A 16,750-nucleotide genomic window follows, 5' to 3' on the forward strand; every position below is an offset into this window, starting at 1 on the left:
GCGGCGCGAAACGGGAAAATCGACCAGAATGTAGTATCGCTGTGTCGGCCATTTCATTACACTCTGCGCGAAAATCGTGGATAAAGAGTCGGTATGGAAAACAATCACCTGTCTGCTAAACGCCTTGGGCGTCAGGCGCTGCTGTTCCCGCTGTGTCTGGTGCTGTATGAGTTCTCAACCTATATCGGCAACGATATGATCCAACCCGGCATGCTGACGGTGGTCGAGCAGTATCAGGCCAGCGTTGAGTGGGTGCCAACGTCAATGACGGCTTACCTTGCTGGCGGCATGTTCCTGCAGTGGCTGCTCGGGCCGCTGTCGGACCGCATCGGGCGTCGTCCGGTGATGCTGGCCGGGGTGATCTGGTTTATGGTCACCTGCCTTGCCACGCTGCTGGCGCAAAACATCGAGCAGTTTACCGCGCTGCGTTTCCTGCAGGGCATCAGCCTCTGCTTTATCGGTGCGGTGGGCTATGCGGCCATCCAGGAGTCGTTCGAGGAGGCGGTGTGCATCAAGATCACGGCGCTGATGGCGAACGTGGCGCTGATTGCGCCGCTGCTCGGGCCGCTGGTGGGGGCCGCCTGGATACACGTCGCGCCGTGGGAGATGATGTTTGTGCTGTTCGCGGTGCTGGCGGCAATCTCCTTCTTCGGGCTGGCGAAGGCGATGCCGGAAACCGCGACCCGGCTCGGCGAGAAGCTCTCCATAAAAGAGCTGTGGCGCGACTATAAGCTGGTGCTGAAAAACGTGCGCTTCGTGGCCGGGTCGCTGGGGATTGGCTTTGTCAGCCTGCCGCTGCTGGCGTGGATTGCTCAGTCGCCGGTGATCATCATCAGCGGGGAAGGGTTGAGCACTTATGAATACGGGCTGTTGCAGGTACCGATTTTCGGGGCGCTGATCGTGGGTAACCTGGTGCTGGCGAAGCTGACGGCACGTCGCACGGTGCGCGCGCTGATTATTCTTGGCGGCGGGCCGATTGTGTTCGGGCTGGTGCTGGCGGCGTTCGCCACGGTGTTCTCGGCGCACGCTTATCTGTGGATGACCGCCGGGCTGAGCGTCTATGCCTTCGGCATTGGTCTTGCTAACGCCGGGCTGGTGCGCCTGACGCTGTTCGCCAGCGACATGAGTAAAGGCACGGTGTCGGCAGCCATGGGCATGTTGCAGATGCTGATCTTCACCGTCGGCATTGAGGTGAGCAAGCACGCGTGGGTTGGCGGCGGCAACGGGCTGTTCAGCCTGTTCAACCTCGCCTGCGGCATTCTGTGGCTCGGGCTGATGGTGATTTTTCTGCGCGATAAGCGCGTGGGCAGCGGGTTACAGCCGCAGTAAGGCGCCGGGTTCGTTGCAACGCAGCTCCGTTCAGATCGAGATACACGGGGCGACCACCGGGTTCGGCGCCCCTCCGGGGACCAAATCCCGGTGTTTCCCCTAAAATGACGCCACGGTAGCGTTTTCACGGCTGCTGCCGGGGCGCAGTTTACCGATCAAACGGCGGCTTGCCGTCGAGGATCTGGTCGATAATCTCCAGCACGCCCTCTTCGTTATTAGCCGGTGCCTGATAGGGCGCTACCGCCTTGATGCGGTCTGGCGCATTGCGCATCGCAAAGCCGTATCCCGCCTGACGCAGCATCTCGACATCATTCCCGCCGTCGCCGAAGGTCACCACTTCCTCATCCTTAATATCCCACTGCTGCTGCAACAGGCGCAGGCCGTTGGCCTTGTGCACGCCGGGGATGATCAGATCGATGGAGCCGTGCCCACTGGACACCGGCACCACAATGCCTTCCAGCGCGGTGGTCAGGTCATCCATAGTTTTCAGCAATTCGTTGTCCGGCAGGTTCAGCGCAAACTTAAAGAAAATGTCGTCGATATTGTTGAAGCTCTCCACCAGCTCCAGCCGGTGGTAGTAGCGCGCCGCCATACGCTTAAACGCATCATCATAGCTGGCGAGGGTATAGCCGCTGTTTTTGCCGCAGGTGATCACCTGGACCCAGGGCAGCGTCTGGAGATGATCGAGCACGGTCTGCACCTCTTCGCCGCTCAGCTCGCCGTTGAAGATATCCCGGCCCTCGCTCACCACCCAGCCGCCGTTCTCCGCCACAAATGAGATCTCATGGGCGATCTCCGGGAAGAAGGAGATGAGCTGGTAGTACTGGTTGCCGCTGGCGACCACGAAGCGGATCTCCTGCTCCTTCATGCGCGCGTACTGCGCCAGAAAACGCGCGCGGTTATAGCTTTTATCATCGTTGAGAAAGGTGCCATCCATGTCGACAGCGATCATTTTCACGGCCATCAGCAAGCCTCCGTTGAAGGGTTATGTTCCGAATCAGGTTTACGCGCCACGGCTTTCGCCACCAGCGCCGCGCAGATAACAAAGGCCAGCACCACCAGCATGGCGCTGCGCAGCCCGAAGTGTTCGCCGAGGAAGCCGAGCAACGGCGGCCCGACCAGGAAGGCCACGTAGCCGGTAGTCGCCACCACGCTGACGCGGGTTGCCGCGTCCGGGCCGGTATCGCTCGCCGCCGAGATGGTGAGCGGGAAGCCGAGCGACGCGCCAAGCCCCCAGAGGATCACCGAGACGCCGGCCACCCAGGCGCTGTCGACGAAGATAATCAGCCCAATGCCCAACGCCCCCATCAGCGCGCTGGCACGTACCACCGATACGCGGCTGTAGCGGTCGATAAACCAGCCGCCGCAGAAGCGCCCGAGCGTCATGCCCAGCGTAAAGCCGGTGTAGATGAGCGAGCCGGAGGTCGGGCTGAAGCCGTGTCCGTCCACCATCAACAGCGGCAGCCAGTCGTTGGCCGAACCTTCAGCGAACGCCATCGCCAGCACGATAAGACCGATCAGCATCAACTGCCCGTCGCGCCAGAAGGGGCGGGTATGCTCGCTGTGGCCGGTGCTCTCCTCGCTCCCGCTTTTCCCGACGCCCTGCGGGATGGCGGTGATGGCGATAAAAAGAGGAACGATAGCGACCAGCGCCGCCAGCCCGACGTGCCATACGGCGCTGAACTGCAGCGCGCTGAGGGTCATGCCAATACCGGCCCCGGCCAGGGTGCCGAGGCTGAAGAAGCCGTGCATCATCGGCAGCAGGGTTTTGCCCATCTCTTTTTCCACGATGGCCCCTTCGACGTTCATCGCCACTTCCGCCGACCCCAGCCCGCCGCCAAACAGCGCCAGCCCGAGCGCGAACAGCAGCGGCGAGCCGGGCCACAGCGCCAGGCTCATCACCAGCATCCCCGCCACCGACATCAGCATGCCGGTACGGATCACTTTTTTTGTGCCGAAGCGTTTGACCAGCTTGCCCGAGCAAAGCACGCCGCTCATCGACCCGACCGACAGGCCAAACAGCACGATCCCCATCCCGGCGGTAGAGACCCCGAGCAGATCGCGGATCGCCGGGGTGCGGCTGGCCCAGGATGCCAGCAGCAGACCGGGAAGAAAGAAGAAAGCAAACAGCGCCCAACAGCGACGCCGCAGCGCATGAGCGGACATATCCTTTGACGTCATAGCGATACCACCTGCAGAAAAAGTTGACACAACACTAGCAACGATGTGTACATTTGTACACAACTCAACAAGAGATTGCAGTCGTTAAGTATGGCGAAAAAACACGATAACCCCCTGACGAGACGGGACCTTATTCTTGAGCGCACGCTGGACGCCGTGGCGGAACACGGGATCGGTAACATCACCCACCGCAAAATCGCCGCCTGCGCCGGGGTACCGCTTGGCTCACTGACCTACTATTTTTCGGGGCTGGATGCGCTGCTTGAAGAGGCGTTTACCCGCTTCACGCTCGCCATGTCCGGGCAGTATCAGGCGAGCTTTGCGGGGGTAGAGGATGCCGACCAGGCCTGCGATGCCATTGCGGCGTTAATCGCCGCAGGGCAGGTGACCACCGCGCGCAATATGGAGCTGATGTACCAGCTGTACGCCTTCGCCAGCCGCCGTCCGGCGTTGACCGCCATCATGCAGCGCTGGATGCACCGCAGCCAGCAGACGCTGGAGCAGTGGTTCGATGTGCCAACGGCCAGAGCGCTGGACGCGTTTATTGAAGGAATGACGCTGCATTACGTGATGGACCCGACGCCGCTAAGCCATGCGGCGATACGCGAAATGGTGGGGAGAATAGCGGGGCGGCCGGTCTCTGCTAGTGCGCAGGCTTAATGATCGCGTCTGAGGTTTTACGGGTGATGTAAGTGCAGTTTGCCGGGATATCGCGGTTCACGAACGACATCGCCCCCAGCGTGACGTTATCGCCGATAGTGATGGCCCCGATGATGCAGCTGTTGGCCCCGATATCGACGTTATCCCCGAGCGTAATGTACTCATCCGGCCCCATGGAACTCACCACGCCGATGGTGGTGTTCTGGCGGATCACCAGATTTTTACCTATGCGCGCTTTGTCAGAGATAACCACCCCGGTGTGGTGCGGTATGTGCAGACCCGCGCCGATACGCGCACCCAACCCGATATCAGTAGTGAAGCGATCCTTGAGCGCGTCGTTAATACGCTTCGCCATTTTACGCTGCTGCTTATTGCCGTGGGCGTACATCTCGCTGGCCAGGCGCCACCACAGCAGAAAATTACGCCGACGGTTGCGGCTGTGGGTCCAGAGCTGATGCCAGCTGAAATGCGTTTTGCGGGTAACTTCAATGCGCCAGAACTCTCTCAGCGCCGCGCCCTTGTCGGAAAACGCAAACAGTAATCCAAATAAGTAACTGATTTTAATGTCCTCTCGCTTTATCAGCGCGGGCCTGCGCGTGAGCCGCTGGAGTCTCTCTGATATTCATCTTTTTTACAGCCAGGTTAAATCCGAAATCTCAAGGTGGGTGTAGCGCCGGATATCATGCCCCGCATGGCATCTGAGGGTTAGACATATAGGGTGATATTGCGGATGAAGGCACAAAAAGCGCAGATATGGGCGATAGTCTACTGGAAAGCTAAAGCCAAAAGTCAGCCATTTTTTTGGTAGTTGACAGGATCTCGATAGCAAGGAGCGCCGCCGGGCTGGCGGAATTTGCAGGGCGGCTGCATGAGGTATGCAATCAGATTGACGGCCAGGACCAGGGCAATAACGACGCGTATTTACGCTGGTTTATCCTCGATGAAGGGTGCCGCGGGACCGGAACCGGCAAGCGTCTGTTAAATGAAGCGATGGCGTTTAGCGACGCGCAGGGTTTCAGCACCGTCCAGCTCTGGACCTTCAGCGGCCTGAATGCCGCCCGCCGTCTGTATGAATCTTTTGGCTTTACGCTAACGAAAGAGTGGCAGGGCGACCAGTGGGGAATGATGATGACGGAGCAGCAGTTTAGCCGGGTTGGGGCTGGTTGATGAGCGCTCGCATGCAAGGCTGAGCTGCACTGGTTGAGAGCCTGCAGGATGTAAGGTCATGTTGAACCTTAGTTCAGAGATTATGGATTTGAGGCAACAAAAAAACATTTATGTAAATAGGTTAGTGGTAAGGAGTGGCGATTACGGGGCAAGGCCAACCGCTGCCGCCACTTTGTCGCCACTTGGCATTTGTTACTTAGCCACTGCTTTCGGTGAAGTTTATAATGGCTTTCCTTCTACAGGGCTACTGGAGTGAGCCATGAAACTCTTTATTGCCTCAATACTGATGCTATTTTCCCCTCGCAATGGGTTTGAATGGTTCGTCAGGAAATTTTTCCCAAATGAGTATCTTGTCCCTGGCTTCAGCAAATCCTCATGCCACTTAAGAAAAAAACTACGTTCCGCTGCAAAATTTAATTTCTTGTTTTTCGCCGCCGCAATGGTTGTGATTTGGTCATTATGGCGGTTCGAATTTTCAATGATGAACACCATCAAAGCAGCCTCAGCATACATTGCGCTGACAGTCACTATCGGAAGAGGCGGTTGGAGCTTGCAAACTTGGGATGGAAGTACCCTCCCCGAGAGAATCGACCAGCTAATCTACAAGATGGCTCAGTATGTTAACATGATGATTCTATTGGGAACAATTTACTACCCTACAAAATAGTTCATGTAACCATTGTAGCTATTGCTTCGCCTTTGGTGGCGAACTGCTTACGCACGCGGCAACCGCTACGCCCAGCAGGGTAGCATTCACAAATCCATTTTCATGTGTCGAGTTTTCGTGCTGCCATAAAAAGCCCTCATTTCTGAGGGCTAAATGTAACTGTATATAAAAACAGTGGTCATTGTATGATTCCGTGAAGTCACCTATGTCAGGCAACAACGAGTTCTTTGTTTGCAACCTCCGCGGCTGAGCGTTCATTCTCAATTGCGAGAGACTCTCTATATTCTTTAGCATCTGCAAACATCGTCCAATGTGCATCGATATTCATATTGGCTACTGCTGATTTAATATCTTTAATGCCGACATTAAAGAATTCTTTCCGAGAATTAACCTTGTTAACCTGGTTTTCATTGAATACTTTATGCAAGTGACTCTCTAATGATGGTGCATCATCACTGTAGATCATTGCATGTACATCAAAGGCGAATGGAACACTAGCATCACCAAGTTCACGAACACGGTCTAGAGGTTCAAGGCGTCGCGTCATGCCAATTTTATAAACATTTTCGCCGAACGAACCTATATTACTAATTACATAGACATGACCTGAACGTGTTTGTTGAGCCATCGAAATCGCACGCTGGTTTTTGGCCTCAGCCTCTTCGAATTTAATTTGTAATTCAGCCAGTTTTTGCTCAAGAGCGAGTCGTTGCTCTTTACCTGCAAGCATCAGCTCTTTAGTAGCCTTGTCTATAGCCTGCTGAATTGTTTTCTCTTCTTTCTCAGCTTCTTTTATCGCTCTTTCGTATTCTCGACGTGCTTTTTCTTCTTCGCGCAACTGCTCTTTGATGCGCCTTTGTTCTTCTTTTTCTTCGAGCATAATTTCATTAACGGCAACGCCCCATTTCAGTTCATTGAGTCGGGCCTGTAAGTATATATCTGTGATCTTAGCCGACCTAAAAGCTGAGCCGTTGTAATTCACAAGCTGAAATGCGTCTTTAATTTCTTGGGAAAGCTTACCGTAATTGTTATGTTTTATTTTAGAGAGTGTACTATCAACTTTTCCATTGAATGCATCTAATACAAATTTTATTGCAGTATTACGTCTATTAGGTTCAACATAATCACAGTTTGCCGCTTTGCTTGTTTTGATTAGAGATTTTGTTAACTCTCTGGCCTTTTGCAGTTCTCTTCCTGCATCAGTAAACTCATAATTCTCTGCAAGTTCATCCAGAACGCTTCGGTTTGGAACAATCCATTCATCACCGTAACCTTCAATTTTATTTTTCATTGACTTGGCTACAGCTTGGTAGGTTTCTGCAAATTCTTTCGCTTCATATGCAGAGCCAGCGATGTCTTTTGCTCTGCTCTGTGCATCAGCGACTATTTTCATTGCGTTATCATTAGCAATGGAGATTAGCTCATCGGCCCTACTATTGGCGTTATCCAATCGTTCCTTGGCTTTTAAGCGAGCATCGCGAGCATCTTTAGTTATCACAACTGCTTCGTTGTTGGCATTACTTATCGTTAGTCGTGCTTGGTTATTTGCTTCTAAAACGATGCTGGAGGCTTTAAGTTGTGCTTCACTCACTGTGCTTTTAGCAATCGAGTCTGCTGTTTTTATCGTCTTTTCTGCATCCAGAACCGCACTATGCAGTTCTTCATATTGCCACAAAGGAGCAGCTCTTCCTTCGAGTTCAGAGTGCTCTCGAATAGCGTTAGCTAAATGTTCTTGGCTTTCACTCAATTCATTCGAAAGAGCTATGTTGCGATCATTAACTGTCTCGATCTCGATCTTATGTTGTTTGCTCTTTTTTAGCAAAATGACAGCCAGGATGGGGGCGAGTAAGGCTAACAGCAAAACTACGATAAGAAACAAATCCATTGTTAAATCCTTTTATTGAATAAGTATGAAACTGTTGTGCTTCTTATAGATACAATAACTTCTATATCTGAAAAAGCACACTCAAAACTATTTTTTGCAGTAGGGATTTTAATCATGCCTTTAGGCAGCCTCGTAATCAGACTAACGGAATAGCTCCCATCAACATTGATCAACAAGTGCCCATCTAACACCTCCGTGAATTTTCGATCACAGATGTATATGGTACGGCCATCACCTACAACAATCGGGGATGAAAGATTGGTAGGAAGAAATGATGTGTCAAAAACGCAAGAACCATCTTCAATCATTTTGCCAGCATTGAAAGAAAACTGCGCTAGTTCTTCAGTAGTCGATGTTTTCGAGCTTTGCTTTACACCTTGCCTAAAGGTTAACCAATTCAGAAAGATACCAGTTTCGAGGGCGCACTGGATTATCCAGTCGGCAGGGAACGTGTCCCGCATATACCTGTTAGCCAAAGTGCTCTTTGAGACATCCAGGTGATCGGCTAATGCCTGTCGTGTTGTAAACCCATAAGCCTCTACCAATCGTTCAATCGCAGCTTTGCCACCCTGAGTGGGATTTATTTTGATCTCATTTGGGTGCTTTGAGAATGGCATGTCTCTTATGCGATCCTGGTATCTGTTCTGTTCTCATTTGGGGACTTATCACGATTACAAACGGCTCACCACAAGCTAATAGGAAATGTTGCATCATGACCCCTTATATTTCAATCACTCTGAAAACATCGCACGTCACAATTGCTCCCTATAGCGAGCTAACTCGGCTGCCTGTTGACACCATAAACGACATGCTTGCAGATGGTCGGTTGCCTCGTCACCGCCTGTGCAAAGATAAGAAGCGTGAAAAGGTAATGATTAACATCGTTGCTTAAACCGTCGATGCACTCTGAGAATGTAATGTGACTATCAATTAGTTCCATTTTGAGACTTCACGGAGCAACTGAGTATGTTTGGCTATCGCATGTCAAAACATCCCTATTTCAATGAAGCCTGCCGGAACTTCGCGCTGCGCCACTTTGTCGCCGTGCATGGGAAAGGGTGGTTATAAAGGGTTGATTTAATGGATTATAAATTTCACCCAACAAAAAACCCATCAACCTTGAACCAAAACGGCGGGGTTGATGGGCTCCACAAATTGGGGACATCAAAGAAAAGCAGTGGCACTAATTCAGACTGACGTCCCCGCAAAAAGTTCGCGGTTTTTGAAAAATAATTTCTTATAAATTTTCAGTGACCGCGATCACAACCCAAGCCCTGGCCAGATGATGACGATCAGGCTCCCCGCCAGGGTCAGCAGTACGTTGGCGATAGCGTAGGTACCGGCATAGCCCAGCGCCGGGATGTTGCTGCGTGAGGCGTCGCTGATGATCTCCATCGCCGGGGCGCAGGTGCGGGCACCCATTATGGCCCCGAACAGCATGGCGCGGTTCATGCGCAGCACCCAGGCACCGAACAGGAAGCAGATCACCACCGGCAGCAGACTGACGATCAGTCCGGCGATCAGCATCTGCCCGCCCACCGCGCCCAGGCTGTGGTTGATGCCCGCGCCCGCGCTGAGGCCGACGCCCGCCATAAACACCATCAGGCCAAACTCTTTCACCATATTCAGCGCGCCCTGCGGGATGTAGCCGAAGGTGGGGTGGTTGGCGCGCAGGAAGCCGAGCATGATGCCGGCGAACAGCAGACCGGCGGCGTTACCGATGCCGAAGCTGAACGAGCTGAACTCGAAGGTGATCATGCCGATCATCAGGCCGACAATAAAGAAGGCGCAAAACGCCAGCAGATCGGTGACCTGGCTGTGAATCGAGATAAAGCCGATGCGGTCGGCGACGGTTTTCACGCGGCGCGCTTCGCCACTCACCTGCAGCACGTCCCCTTTGTTGAGCACGATGTTGTCATCGATCGGCATCTCAATCTGGCTTCTGATCACGCGGTTTAAGAAGCAGCCGTGGTCGGTGAGTTTGAGCTGGCCGAGGCGGCGGCCTACGGCATTGTGGTTTTTCACCACGATCTCTTCGGTGACGATGCGCATATCCAGCAGGTCGCGGTCGAAGACCTCTTTGCCGTTGCGGAAGCTCGGGTCGAGGCGCGCATGGGCGTCCGGGTAGCCGACGAGGGAGATGTCATCCCCCATCTGCAGCACCGCGTCGCCGTCCGGGTTCGCGAGAATGCCGTTGCGGCGGATACGTTCGATATAGCACCCGGTCTGGCGATAGATACCCAGCTCGCGCAGATTTTTGCCGTCCGCCCAGGCCACCAGCTCCGGGCCGACGCGGTAAGCGCGGATCACCGGCAGAAAGACTTTGCGGCTGGCGTCGGTATCAAGACCGCGCTCACGAGCGATCTGCTGGGCGCTGGTCTGCAGATCCTGATGCTGCAGTTTCGGCAGATAGCGCGCGCCGAAGATCAGGCTGACCAGACCAATCAGGTAGGTGAGGGCATAGCCGAGGCTGAGGTGATCCAGCGCCAGCGCCAGCTGGGTTTCGTTCATGCCGGAGTGACGCAGCGTGTCGCCCGCGCCCACCAGCACCGGCGTAGAGGTCATCGAGCCGGCAAGCATCCCGGCGGTCAGGCCGATGTCCCAGCCAAACAGCTTGCCCAGCCCTAGGGCGATCAGCAGCGCGCTGGAGACCATCACCAGCGCCAGCATTAAATAGTTTTTCCCGTCGCGAAAGAAAATCGAAAAAAAGTTCGGACCGGCTTCCACGCCCACACAAAAAATAAACAGCATAAAGCCCAGATTCAGGGCATCGGTGTTAATCGCAAAGTGCTGCTGACCGAGCAATAAAGAAACAACTAAAACACCAATGGAATTACCCAGTTGCACTGAGCCGAGGCGTAATTTACCCAGGCACAGACCTAAGGTCAGCACCACGAATAATAACAGTATGTAATTCCCGTTTAACAATTCTGCGACGTTTATATTCACGGAGGCTAACTTCTTGTTTACTAGTAAGCTGTTGAAAGGTGTGGTTTTTTACGCTAATGTTTTGCCGGTCAATAGATCCAAATAAGAAAATCCTCTATCAGGAAATATATCGTCTGCCAACACTGACGAGCGCCGCTAGTTTAATCGTAACCACGATCAACAGCCAGTGAGAATAGCGTAACAAATTGAATCCTTTTCCAGGCACGGAGTGCCGCCACGCTTTATCCGATCGGGAGATCTATTCTCCCGGCCAGCACCCGGGTGTGCCATCGAGAATATGCAGAAGGAGCAGAGTAATGCGAATGAAAGGGTGGGGAGGTATTGTTTGCTGTTTCGTACTCTTTATTGTGGTCTGCGTTTCGCTCCACCTCGAAGGTCATGAGGTATTCAATACCCCTGATGTTCCCGAGCTGGGTCTGCTGCTGTTCGCGGTGCCAGGTGCGGTAGCGAGCTACTTTTCCCGACATCGCCGCCTCAGCGCCCCGCTTATCGGCGCTATTCTGGCGCTGCCGGTCTGCCTGGTGATGATGCACCTGTGGAACGTACCGCTGCGTTCGGTGTGGCAGCAGCTGGCGTGGCTGTTCAGCGGCGTGTTCTGGTGCGCGCTCGGCGCATTAAGCTTCCTCTTCTTCCGTGCGCTCAGGCGTTTTCACCGCAGCGCCAGACGGCGCCAGCACGGCTAATCCTTCCTCCACGCACCCTGTAAAGCGCGGTGTGTTTCTGTTTCAGAATACGTATCGCCAGTCACTCCCCGCGGGAAGCGGGCTATACTGGCTGCTGCTATGTTTGTGACAGCGGTCGCGTTTTTGCACGACCGCAGTACACCACAACACGTTATGACAGAACCACAAAGGAAAGATGAGATGACGCCGACTATCGATCTGCTACGCGCCCACCGCTCTATTCGCCATTACACCGACGAGCCGATAACAGAGGCACAGCGCGAGGCGATTATCGCCGCAGCACAATCGGCTTCCAGCTCAAGCTTCCTGCAGGCCAGCTCCATTATTCGCATTACCGACCCGGACATGCGTAAAGCCCTTGTCACCTTAACCGGCGGGCAGGAGCACGTGGCGAAGGCCGCCGAGTTCTGGGTGTTCTGCGCCGACTTCAACCGTAACCAGCAGATCTGCCCGGAAGCGCAGCTGGGGCTGGCCGAACAGCTGTTACTCGGCGTGGTCGATACCGCGATGCTCGGTCAGAACGCGCTGGCCGCCGCCGAGTCGCTGGGCCTGGGCGGGGTTTATATCGGCGGGATTCGTAACAGCATTGAAGAGGTCACCCAACTGCTGAAGCTGCCGAAGCACGTGCTGCCGCTGTTCGGGCTGTGTCTGGGATGGCCGGCGGATAACCCGGACGTGAAGCCGCGTATGCCAGCCGCGATGCTGGTGCACGAGAACCACTATCAGCCGCTGGATGCGCAGCAGCTGGCAGAGTACGACGATACGCTGGCGGAGTACTACCTCACGCGCGGGAGCAATACCCGCCGCGATACCTGGAGCGACCACATCCGCCGCACCATTGTGAAAGAGAGCCGACCGTTTATTCTCGACTACCTGCACAAGCAGGGCTGGGCCACCCGCTAATCCCACCTTATGCACGTCAGGTCACGCTGAAAACGCCCTTCGCCCGTCGCGGCGGGGGGTGTATGATACGCAGCGTTTCCCGGTCTTTTACAGTGAGGTAGAGGGTGAAAATCGCGATCTTATCCAGGGACGGTACACTCTGGTCCTGCAAACGTCTGCGTGAAGCCGCCACCCGGCGCGGCCATCTGGTAGACATCCTCGATCCCGCTTCCTGCTACATGAACATCAATCCGCTTTCGCCTTCCATGCACTACAAAGGGCGGCAGCTTCCCCATTACGACATCGTCATTCCGCGCATCGGTTCCGCGATTACCTTTTACGGCACGGCGGTGCTGCGTCAGTTCGAAGGGATGGGCAGCTATCCGCTCAACGAGTCGGTGGCGATCACCCGCGCGCGCGACAAGCTGCGTTCGCTGCAGCTGCTGGCGCGAGAGGGGATTGATATGCCGGTGACCGGCATCGCGCACTCTCCGGATGACACCAGCGATCTGATCGAGATGGTGGGCGGCGCGCCGCTGGTGGTGAAGCTGGTGGAGGGCACCCAGGGCATCGGCGTGGTGCTGGCGGAAACCCGGCAGGCAGCCGAGAGCGTCATCGACGCGTTTCGCGGCCTCAACGCCTGGATTCTGGTGCAGGAGTATATCCAGGAAGCGAAGGGCTGCGATGTGCGCTGCCTGGTGGTGGGCGATGAAGTGGTCGCCGCCATTGAGCGCCAGGCGAAGGAGGGCGATTTCCGCTCCAACCTGCACCGCGGCGGCGTGGCGCGTATTGCCAACATCACCCCGCAGGAGCGTGCCATCGCCATCAAAGCCGCGCAGGTTCTCGGGCTGGACGTGGCGGGCGTGGACATTCTGCGCGCCAGCCGCGGGCCGCTGGTGATGGAAGTTAACGCCTCGCCGGGGCTGGAAGGCATAGAGAAAACCACCGGGATTGATATCGCGACCCTGATGATCAAGTGGGCAGAGCGCCAGGCGCAGCCCGGTTTTTGCCTGAAAACCGGCGGCTGACCGGCGAATCGTAGCATCGGCGTGGTATGTCGCGGCCTTTTTGCGTAAGCTATGCCGATTATTGACATCCGTTGTAGAGGTATCCCGCGTTATGCACTCACTTGTCGTCCCTTCTCTGGACACCCTGCGTAGCTGGCTCGACGCGCTCGGCGTGAGTTTTTTTGAGTGCGATACCTGTCAGGCGCTGCACCTGCCGCACATGCAAAATTTTGACGGTATCTTTGATGCCAAGATAGACCTGGTGGACAACGTGATCCTGTTCTCGGCGCTGGCGGAAGTGAAGCCCTCGGCGCTGCTGCCGCTCTCCTGCGATCTCTCAGCCATCAATGCCGGGTCGCTGACGGTTAAAGCGTTTCTCGATATTCAGGATGATAATCTGCCGAAGCTTGTGGTTTGCCAGTCATTATCCGTTTCGGTTGGCGTCACTCAGGAGCAGTTTGCCGCCTTCCTGCAGCAGAGTGAAGAGCAGATCTCTATGGTCATCCTTGAGGCCAGCGCCCATCACCTGCTCTATACCGCCGAAGAAGAGGACGCGGCGGTGGGAGAAGTGCATAACCATTTTCTTCACTGATCCGCTGTAAAATAAGCGCAGTCGCTGCCAGCGCGGCTGCGTAATACACCCGATAATTCTGCTCTCCGCCTCTTTCCCCAGCATAAATCACCGGTCATTTTGCCGTTTCGGCTTATCACATAGACAAAACCTGCATAAAAAATTGATAAAAGGCGTTTTTTAATCCGGGCTATAGCCTCGAACACTGGCTACAGTTATTCTTGCCGGGCTGCAAAAAGCGTGCAACGTCTGCCGGAGATACGCGATATCTTTTTTGCGCTGCAGTGACCAGATATGCACGGAAATTGCATATCACCAACGCGTTGTGTTAGCTCGCCCGGGGCGAGTTTTTACCCTTATAAGAAGGAAAGAGATATGTCCACCCAAGGTAAAAAATGGTTGTCGGGTGTGGTTGCTGGCGCACTGATGGCCGTCTCTGCCAGCTCGTTTGCTGCCGAACAAAAGACGCTGCACGTGTATAACTGGTCTGACTATATTGCGCCGGACACGGTGGAGAACTTCACCAAAGAGACCGGCATTAAAGTGGTCTACGACGTGTTCGACTCCAACGAAGTGCTGGAAGGCAAACTGATGGCCGGCAGCACCGGTTTCGATCTGGTGGTGCCGTCCGCCAGCTTCCTGGAGCGCCAGCTTACGGCGGGCGTGTTCCAGCCGCTGGACAAGAGCAAGCTGCCGAACTGGAAAAACCTCGATCCGGAACTGCTGAAGCTGATTGCCCGTCACGACCCGGATAACAAATATGCGATGCCGTACCTGTGGGCCACCACCGGCATCGGTTACAACGTCGATAAAGTGAAAGCGGCCCTCGGGGCCGACGCGCCGGTTAACAGCTGGGATCTGGTGCTCAAACCGGAAAACCTTGAAAAGCTGAAGAGCTGCGGCGTCTCCTTCCTTGATGCCCCGGAAGAGATTTTCTCGACCGTGCTGAACTACCTGGGTAAAGATCCGAACAGCATGAAGGCGGATGACTACACCGGCCCGGCCACCGAGCTGCTGCTCAAGCTGCGTCCGAACATTCGCTACTTCCACTCGTCCCAGTACATCAACGACCTGGCCAACGGCGACATCTGCGTCGCGGTAGGCTGGGCGGGCGACGTGCTGCAGGCGGCGAACCGTGCGAAAGAGGCGAAGAACGGCGTTAACGTCGCCTACAGCATCCCGAAAGAGGGGGCGCTGGCGTTCTTTGACGTCTTCGCCATGCCGGCGGATGCCAAAAACAAAGAAGAGGCCTATCAGTTCCTCAACTACCTGCTGCGTCCGGACGTTATCGCCCACATCAGCGATCACGTTTATTACGCCAGCGGCAACAAGGCCGCTACCGAGCTGGTGAGCGCCGAGGTGCGTGACAATCCGGGCATCTATCCGCCGGAAGACGTGCGCGCCAAAATGTTTACGCTGAAGGTGCAGGAGCCGAAAATTGACCGCGTCAGAACCCGCGCGTGGACTAAAGTTAAAAGTGGCAAATAACTAAGCATTTTCAGTTCGTCACGTGCACCGGGGCAGGGCAGCCTGCCCCACAATGGACAGAGGCCAGCGGTCTCTGTCCTCTCATTTGTGCGGCAACCGGGCCGCACAGGTTTACTGCTTTTGCCGGAGATCACTCTGAGTGAACGACGCTATTCCCCGCCCACAGGCGAAAACCCCGAAAGCGCTGACCCCGCTGCTGGAAATCCGTAACCTGACGAAATCCTTCGACGGCCAGCACGCCGTGGACGACGTCAGCCTCACTATCTATAAAGGTGAAATCTTTGCCCTGCTGGGCGCCTCAGGCTGTGGTAAATCCACGCTGCTGCGCATGCTGGCGGGCTTTGAGCAGCCAACCGCCGGGCAGATTGTGCTCGACGGCGTCGATCTGGCGCACGTCCCGCCTTATCAGCGTCCGGTGAACATGATGTTCCAGTCCTACGCGCTGTTTCCGCACATGACCGTGGAGCAGAATATCGCCTTTGGTCTGAAGCAGGATCGGCTGCCGAAAGCGGAAATCAACAGCCGCGTCGCCGAGATGTTGAGCCTGGTGCACATGCAGGAGTTTGCGAAGCGTAAGCCGCACCAGCTCTCCGGCGGCCAGCGTCAGCGCGTGGCGCTGGCGCGCAGCCTCGCCAAACGTCCGAAGCTGCTGCTGCTCGACGAGCCGATGGGCGCGCTGGATAAAAAACTGCGCGACCGCATGCAGCTTGAAGTGGTGGATATTCTGGAGCGCGTCGGCGCAACCTGCGTCATGGTGACCCACGATCAGGAAGAGGCCATGACCATGGCCGGGCGCATCGCTATCATGAACCGCGGCAAGTTTGTGCAGATTGGCGAGCCGGAGGAGATCTACGAGCACCCGACCACCCGCTACAGCGCGGAGTTTATCGGCTCGGTGAACGTGTTCGAAGGGCTGCTGAAAGCGCGCGAGGAGGATGGCCTGGTAATTGACGCGCCGGGGCTGATCCACCCGCTGAAAGTCGACCCGGACGCGTCGGTGATGGACAACGTGCCGGTATACGTGGCGCTGCGCCCGGAAAAAGTGATGCTGTGCGACGAGCCGCCGGCCGATGGCTACAACTTTGCCGTGGGTGAGGTGGTGCACATCGCTTATCTCGGCGATCTGTCGATCTACCACGTGCGCCTCAAGGGCGGGCAGATGATCAGCGCTCAGTTGCAGAACGATCACCGCTACCGCAAAGGGCAGCCGACATGGGGCGACGAAGTGCGCCTGTGCTGGGATGCCGACAGCTGTGTGGTTCTCACCGTTTAAGGGGGCGC

Annotated in this window: 16 protein-coding genes and 1 pseudogene; 11 read left to right on the forward strand and 6 right to left on the reverse strand. The window is 55.5% G+C overall.

Going from position 1 to position 16,750, the window contains the following annotated elements:
* Positions 1-93: 93 nt before the first annotated feature.
* A complete protein-coding gene (locus KFZ77_RS06270) occupies positions 94-1,329 on the forward strand; it encodes an MFS transporter (RefSeq protein ID WP_264385753.1) in 1,236 nt (411 codons plus the stop codon).
* A 148-nt stretch (positions 1,330-1,477) separates the two neighbouring features.
* On the opposite strand, the gene KFZ77_RS06275 is transcribed toward KFZ77_RS06270, so the two are convergent.
* Positions 1,478-2,293, reverse strand: a complete 816-nt coding sequence (locus KFZ77_RS06275; RefSeq protein ID WP_264385754.1) for a Cof-type HAD-IIB family hydrolase — start codon at positions 2,291-2,293, stop codon at positions 1,478-1,480.
* Positions 2,293-3,495 (reverse strand): MFS transporter, encoded by a 1,203-nt coding sequence (locus KFZ77_RS06280; protein WP_406678805.1) that lies wholly within the window; start codon positions 3,493-3,495, stop codon positions 2,293-2,295. Before KFZ77_RS06280 ends, KFZ77_RS06275 begins: the two co-directional genes overlap by 1 nt.
* A 105-nt stretch (positions 3,496-3,600) precedes the next feature.
* Between KFZ77_RS06280 and KFZ77_RS06285 the strand changes: the two genes are divergently transcribed.
* The gene (locus KFZ77_RS06285) at positions 3,601-4,170 is read left to right on the forward strand and encodes a TetR/AcrR family transcriptional regulator (protein ID WP_264385756.1); all 570 of its coding nucleotides are present in this window, start codon (positions 3,601-3,603) and stop codon (positions 4,168-4,170) included.
* On the opposite strand, the gene KFZ77_RS06290 is transcribed toward KFZ77_RS06285, so the two are convergent.
* Entirely contained in the window at positions 4,154-4,525 is a 372-nt protein-coding gene (locus KFZ77_RS06290) for a serine acetyltransferase (protein WP_264385757.1), read from the reverse strand. The two genes, KFZ77_RS06285 and KFZ77_RS06290, sit on opposite strands and share 17 nt — an antisense overlap.
* A gap of 470 nt (positions 4,526-4,995) precedes the next feature.
* Between KFZ77_RS06290 and KFZ77_RS06295 the strand changes: the two are divergent.
* Both KFZ77_RS06295 and KFZ77_RS06300 read left to right on the forward strand, forming a co-directional pair.
* Positions 4,996-5,337 (forward strand): annotated as a pseudogene (locus tag KFZ77_RS06295) (GNAT family N-acetyltransferase); the annotation flags it as partial.
* A 259-nt stretch (positions 5,338-5,596) separates the two neighbouring features.
* Positions 5,597-6,004, forward strand: a complete 408-nt coding sequence (locus tag KFZ77_RS06300) for a hypothetical protein (RefSeq protein WP_264385759.1) — start codon at positions 5,597-5,599, stop codon at positions 6,002-6,004.
* A gap of 208 nt (positions 6,005-6,212) precedes the next feature.
* Here KFZ77_RS06300 and KFZ77_RS06310 read toward each other — a convergent pair whose 3' ends face one another.
* Positions 6,213-7,889: a DUF4041 domain-containing protein gene (locus KFZ77_RS06310; RefSeq protein WP_264385760.1), complete on the reverse strand. Its 1,677-nt coding sequence runs from the start codon at positions 7,887-7,889 to the stop codon at positions 6,213-6,215.
* Between the two features lie 2 nt (positions 7,890-7,891).
* Entirely contained in the window at positions 7,892-8,506 is a 615-nt protein-coding gene (locus KFZ77_RS06315; RefSeq protein WP_264385761.1) for a phage repressor protein CI, read from the reverse strand.
* A gap of 95 nt (positions 8,507-8,601) precedes the next feature.
* On the opposite strand from KFZ77_RS06315, the gene KFZ77_RS06320 reads away from it, so the two are divergent.
* A complete protein-coding gene (locus KFZ77_RS06320; RefSeq protein ID WP_264385762.1) occupies positions 8,602-8,781 on the forward strand; it encodes a regulator in 180 nt (59 codons plus the stop codon).
* 368 nt (positions 8,782-9,149) lie between these two features.
* On the opposite strand, the gene KFZ77_RS06325 is transcribed toward KFZ77_RS06320, so the two are convergent.
* Positions 9,150-10,838 (reverse strand): aspartate:alanine antiporter, encoded by a 1,689-nt coding sequence (locus KFZ77_RS06325; protein WP_031525149.1) that lies wholly within the window; start codon positions 10,836-10,838, stop codon positions 9,150-9,152.
* 296 nt (positions 10,839-11,134) lie between these two features.
* Here KFZ77_RS06325 and KFZ77_RS06330 point away from each other — a divergent pair, with 296 nt between their 5' ends.
* The 6 genes from KFZ77_RS06330 (at position 11,135) to potG (ending at position 16,742) form a co-directional block, all read left to right on the forward strand.
* On the forward strand, positions 11,135-11,521 hold the full coding sequence (locus KFZ77_RS06330; RefSeq protein WP_031525151.1) for an inner membrane protein YbjM: 387 nt from the start codon (positions 11,135-11,137) through the stop codon (positions 11,519-11,521).
* A gap of 180 nt (positions 11,522-11,701) precedes the next feature.
* Complete coding sequence (gene nfsA, locus KFZ77_RS06335) at positions 11,702-12,424, forward strand: oxygen-insensitive NADPH nitroreductase (protein ID WP_264385763.1); 723 nt, start codon at positions 11,702-11,704, stop codon at positions 12,422-12,424.
* A 104-nt stretch (positions 12,425-12,528) separates the two neighbouring features.
* Positions 12,529-13,431, forward strand: coding sequence for a 30S ribosomal protein S6--L-glutamate ligase (rimK, locus tag KFZ77_RS06340; protein WP_031525155.1), 903 nt, complete (start codon positions 12,529-12,531; stop codon positions 13,429-13,431).
* A 91-nt stretch (positions 13,432-13,522) separates the two neighbouring features.
* A complete protein-coding gene (locus KFZ77_RS06345; protein WP_264385764.1) occupies positions 13,523-14,002 on the forward strand; it encodes a type III secretion system chaperone family protein in 480 nt (159 codons plus the stop codon).
* Positions 14,003-14,356: 354 nt separating this feature from the next.
* Positions 14,357-15,469, forward strand: a complete 1,113-nt coding sequence (gene potF, locus KFZ77_RS06350) for a spermidine/putrescine ABC transporter substrate-binding protein PotF (RefSeq protein ID WP_264385765.1) — start codon at positions 14,357-14,359, stop codon at positions 15,467-15,469.
* A 139-nt stretch (positions 15,470-15,608) separates the two neighbouring features.
* Entirely contained in the window at positions 15,609-16,742 is a 1,134-nt protein-coding gene (gene potG / locus KFZ77_RS06355; protein WP_031525160.1) for a putrescine ABC transporter ATP-binding subunit PotG, read from the forward strand.
* Positions 16,743-16,750 lie beyond the last annotated feature (8 nt).

This window comes from Siccibacter colletis (assembly GCF_025914095.1).
Classification (GTDB): Bacteria; Pseudomonadota; Gammaproteobacteria; order Enterobacterales; family Enterobacteriaceae; genus Siccibacter; species Siccibacter colletis.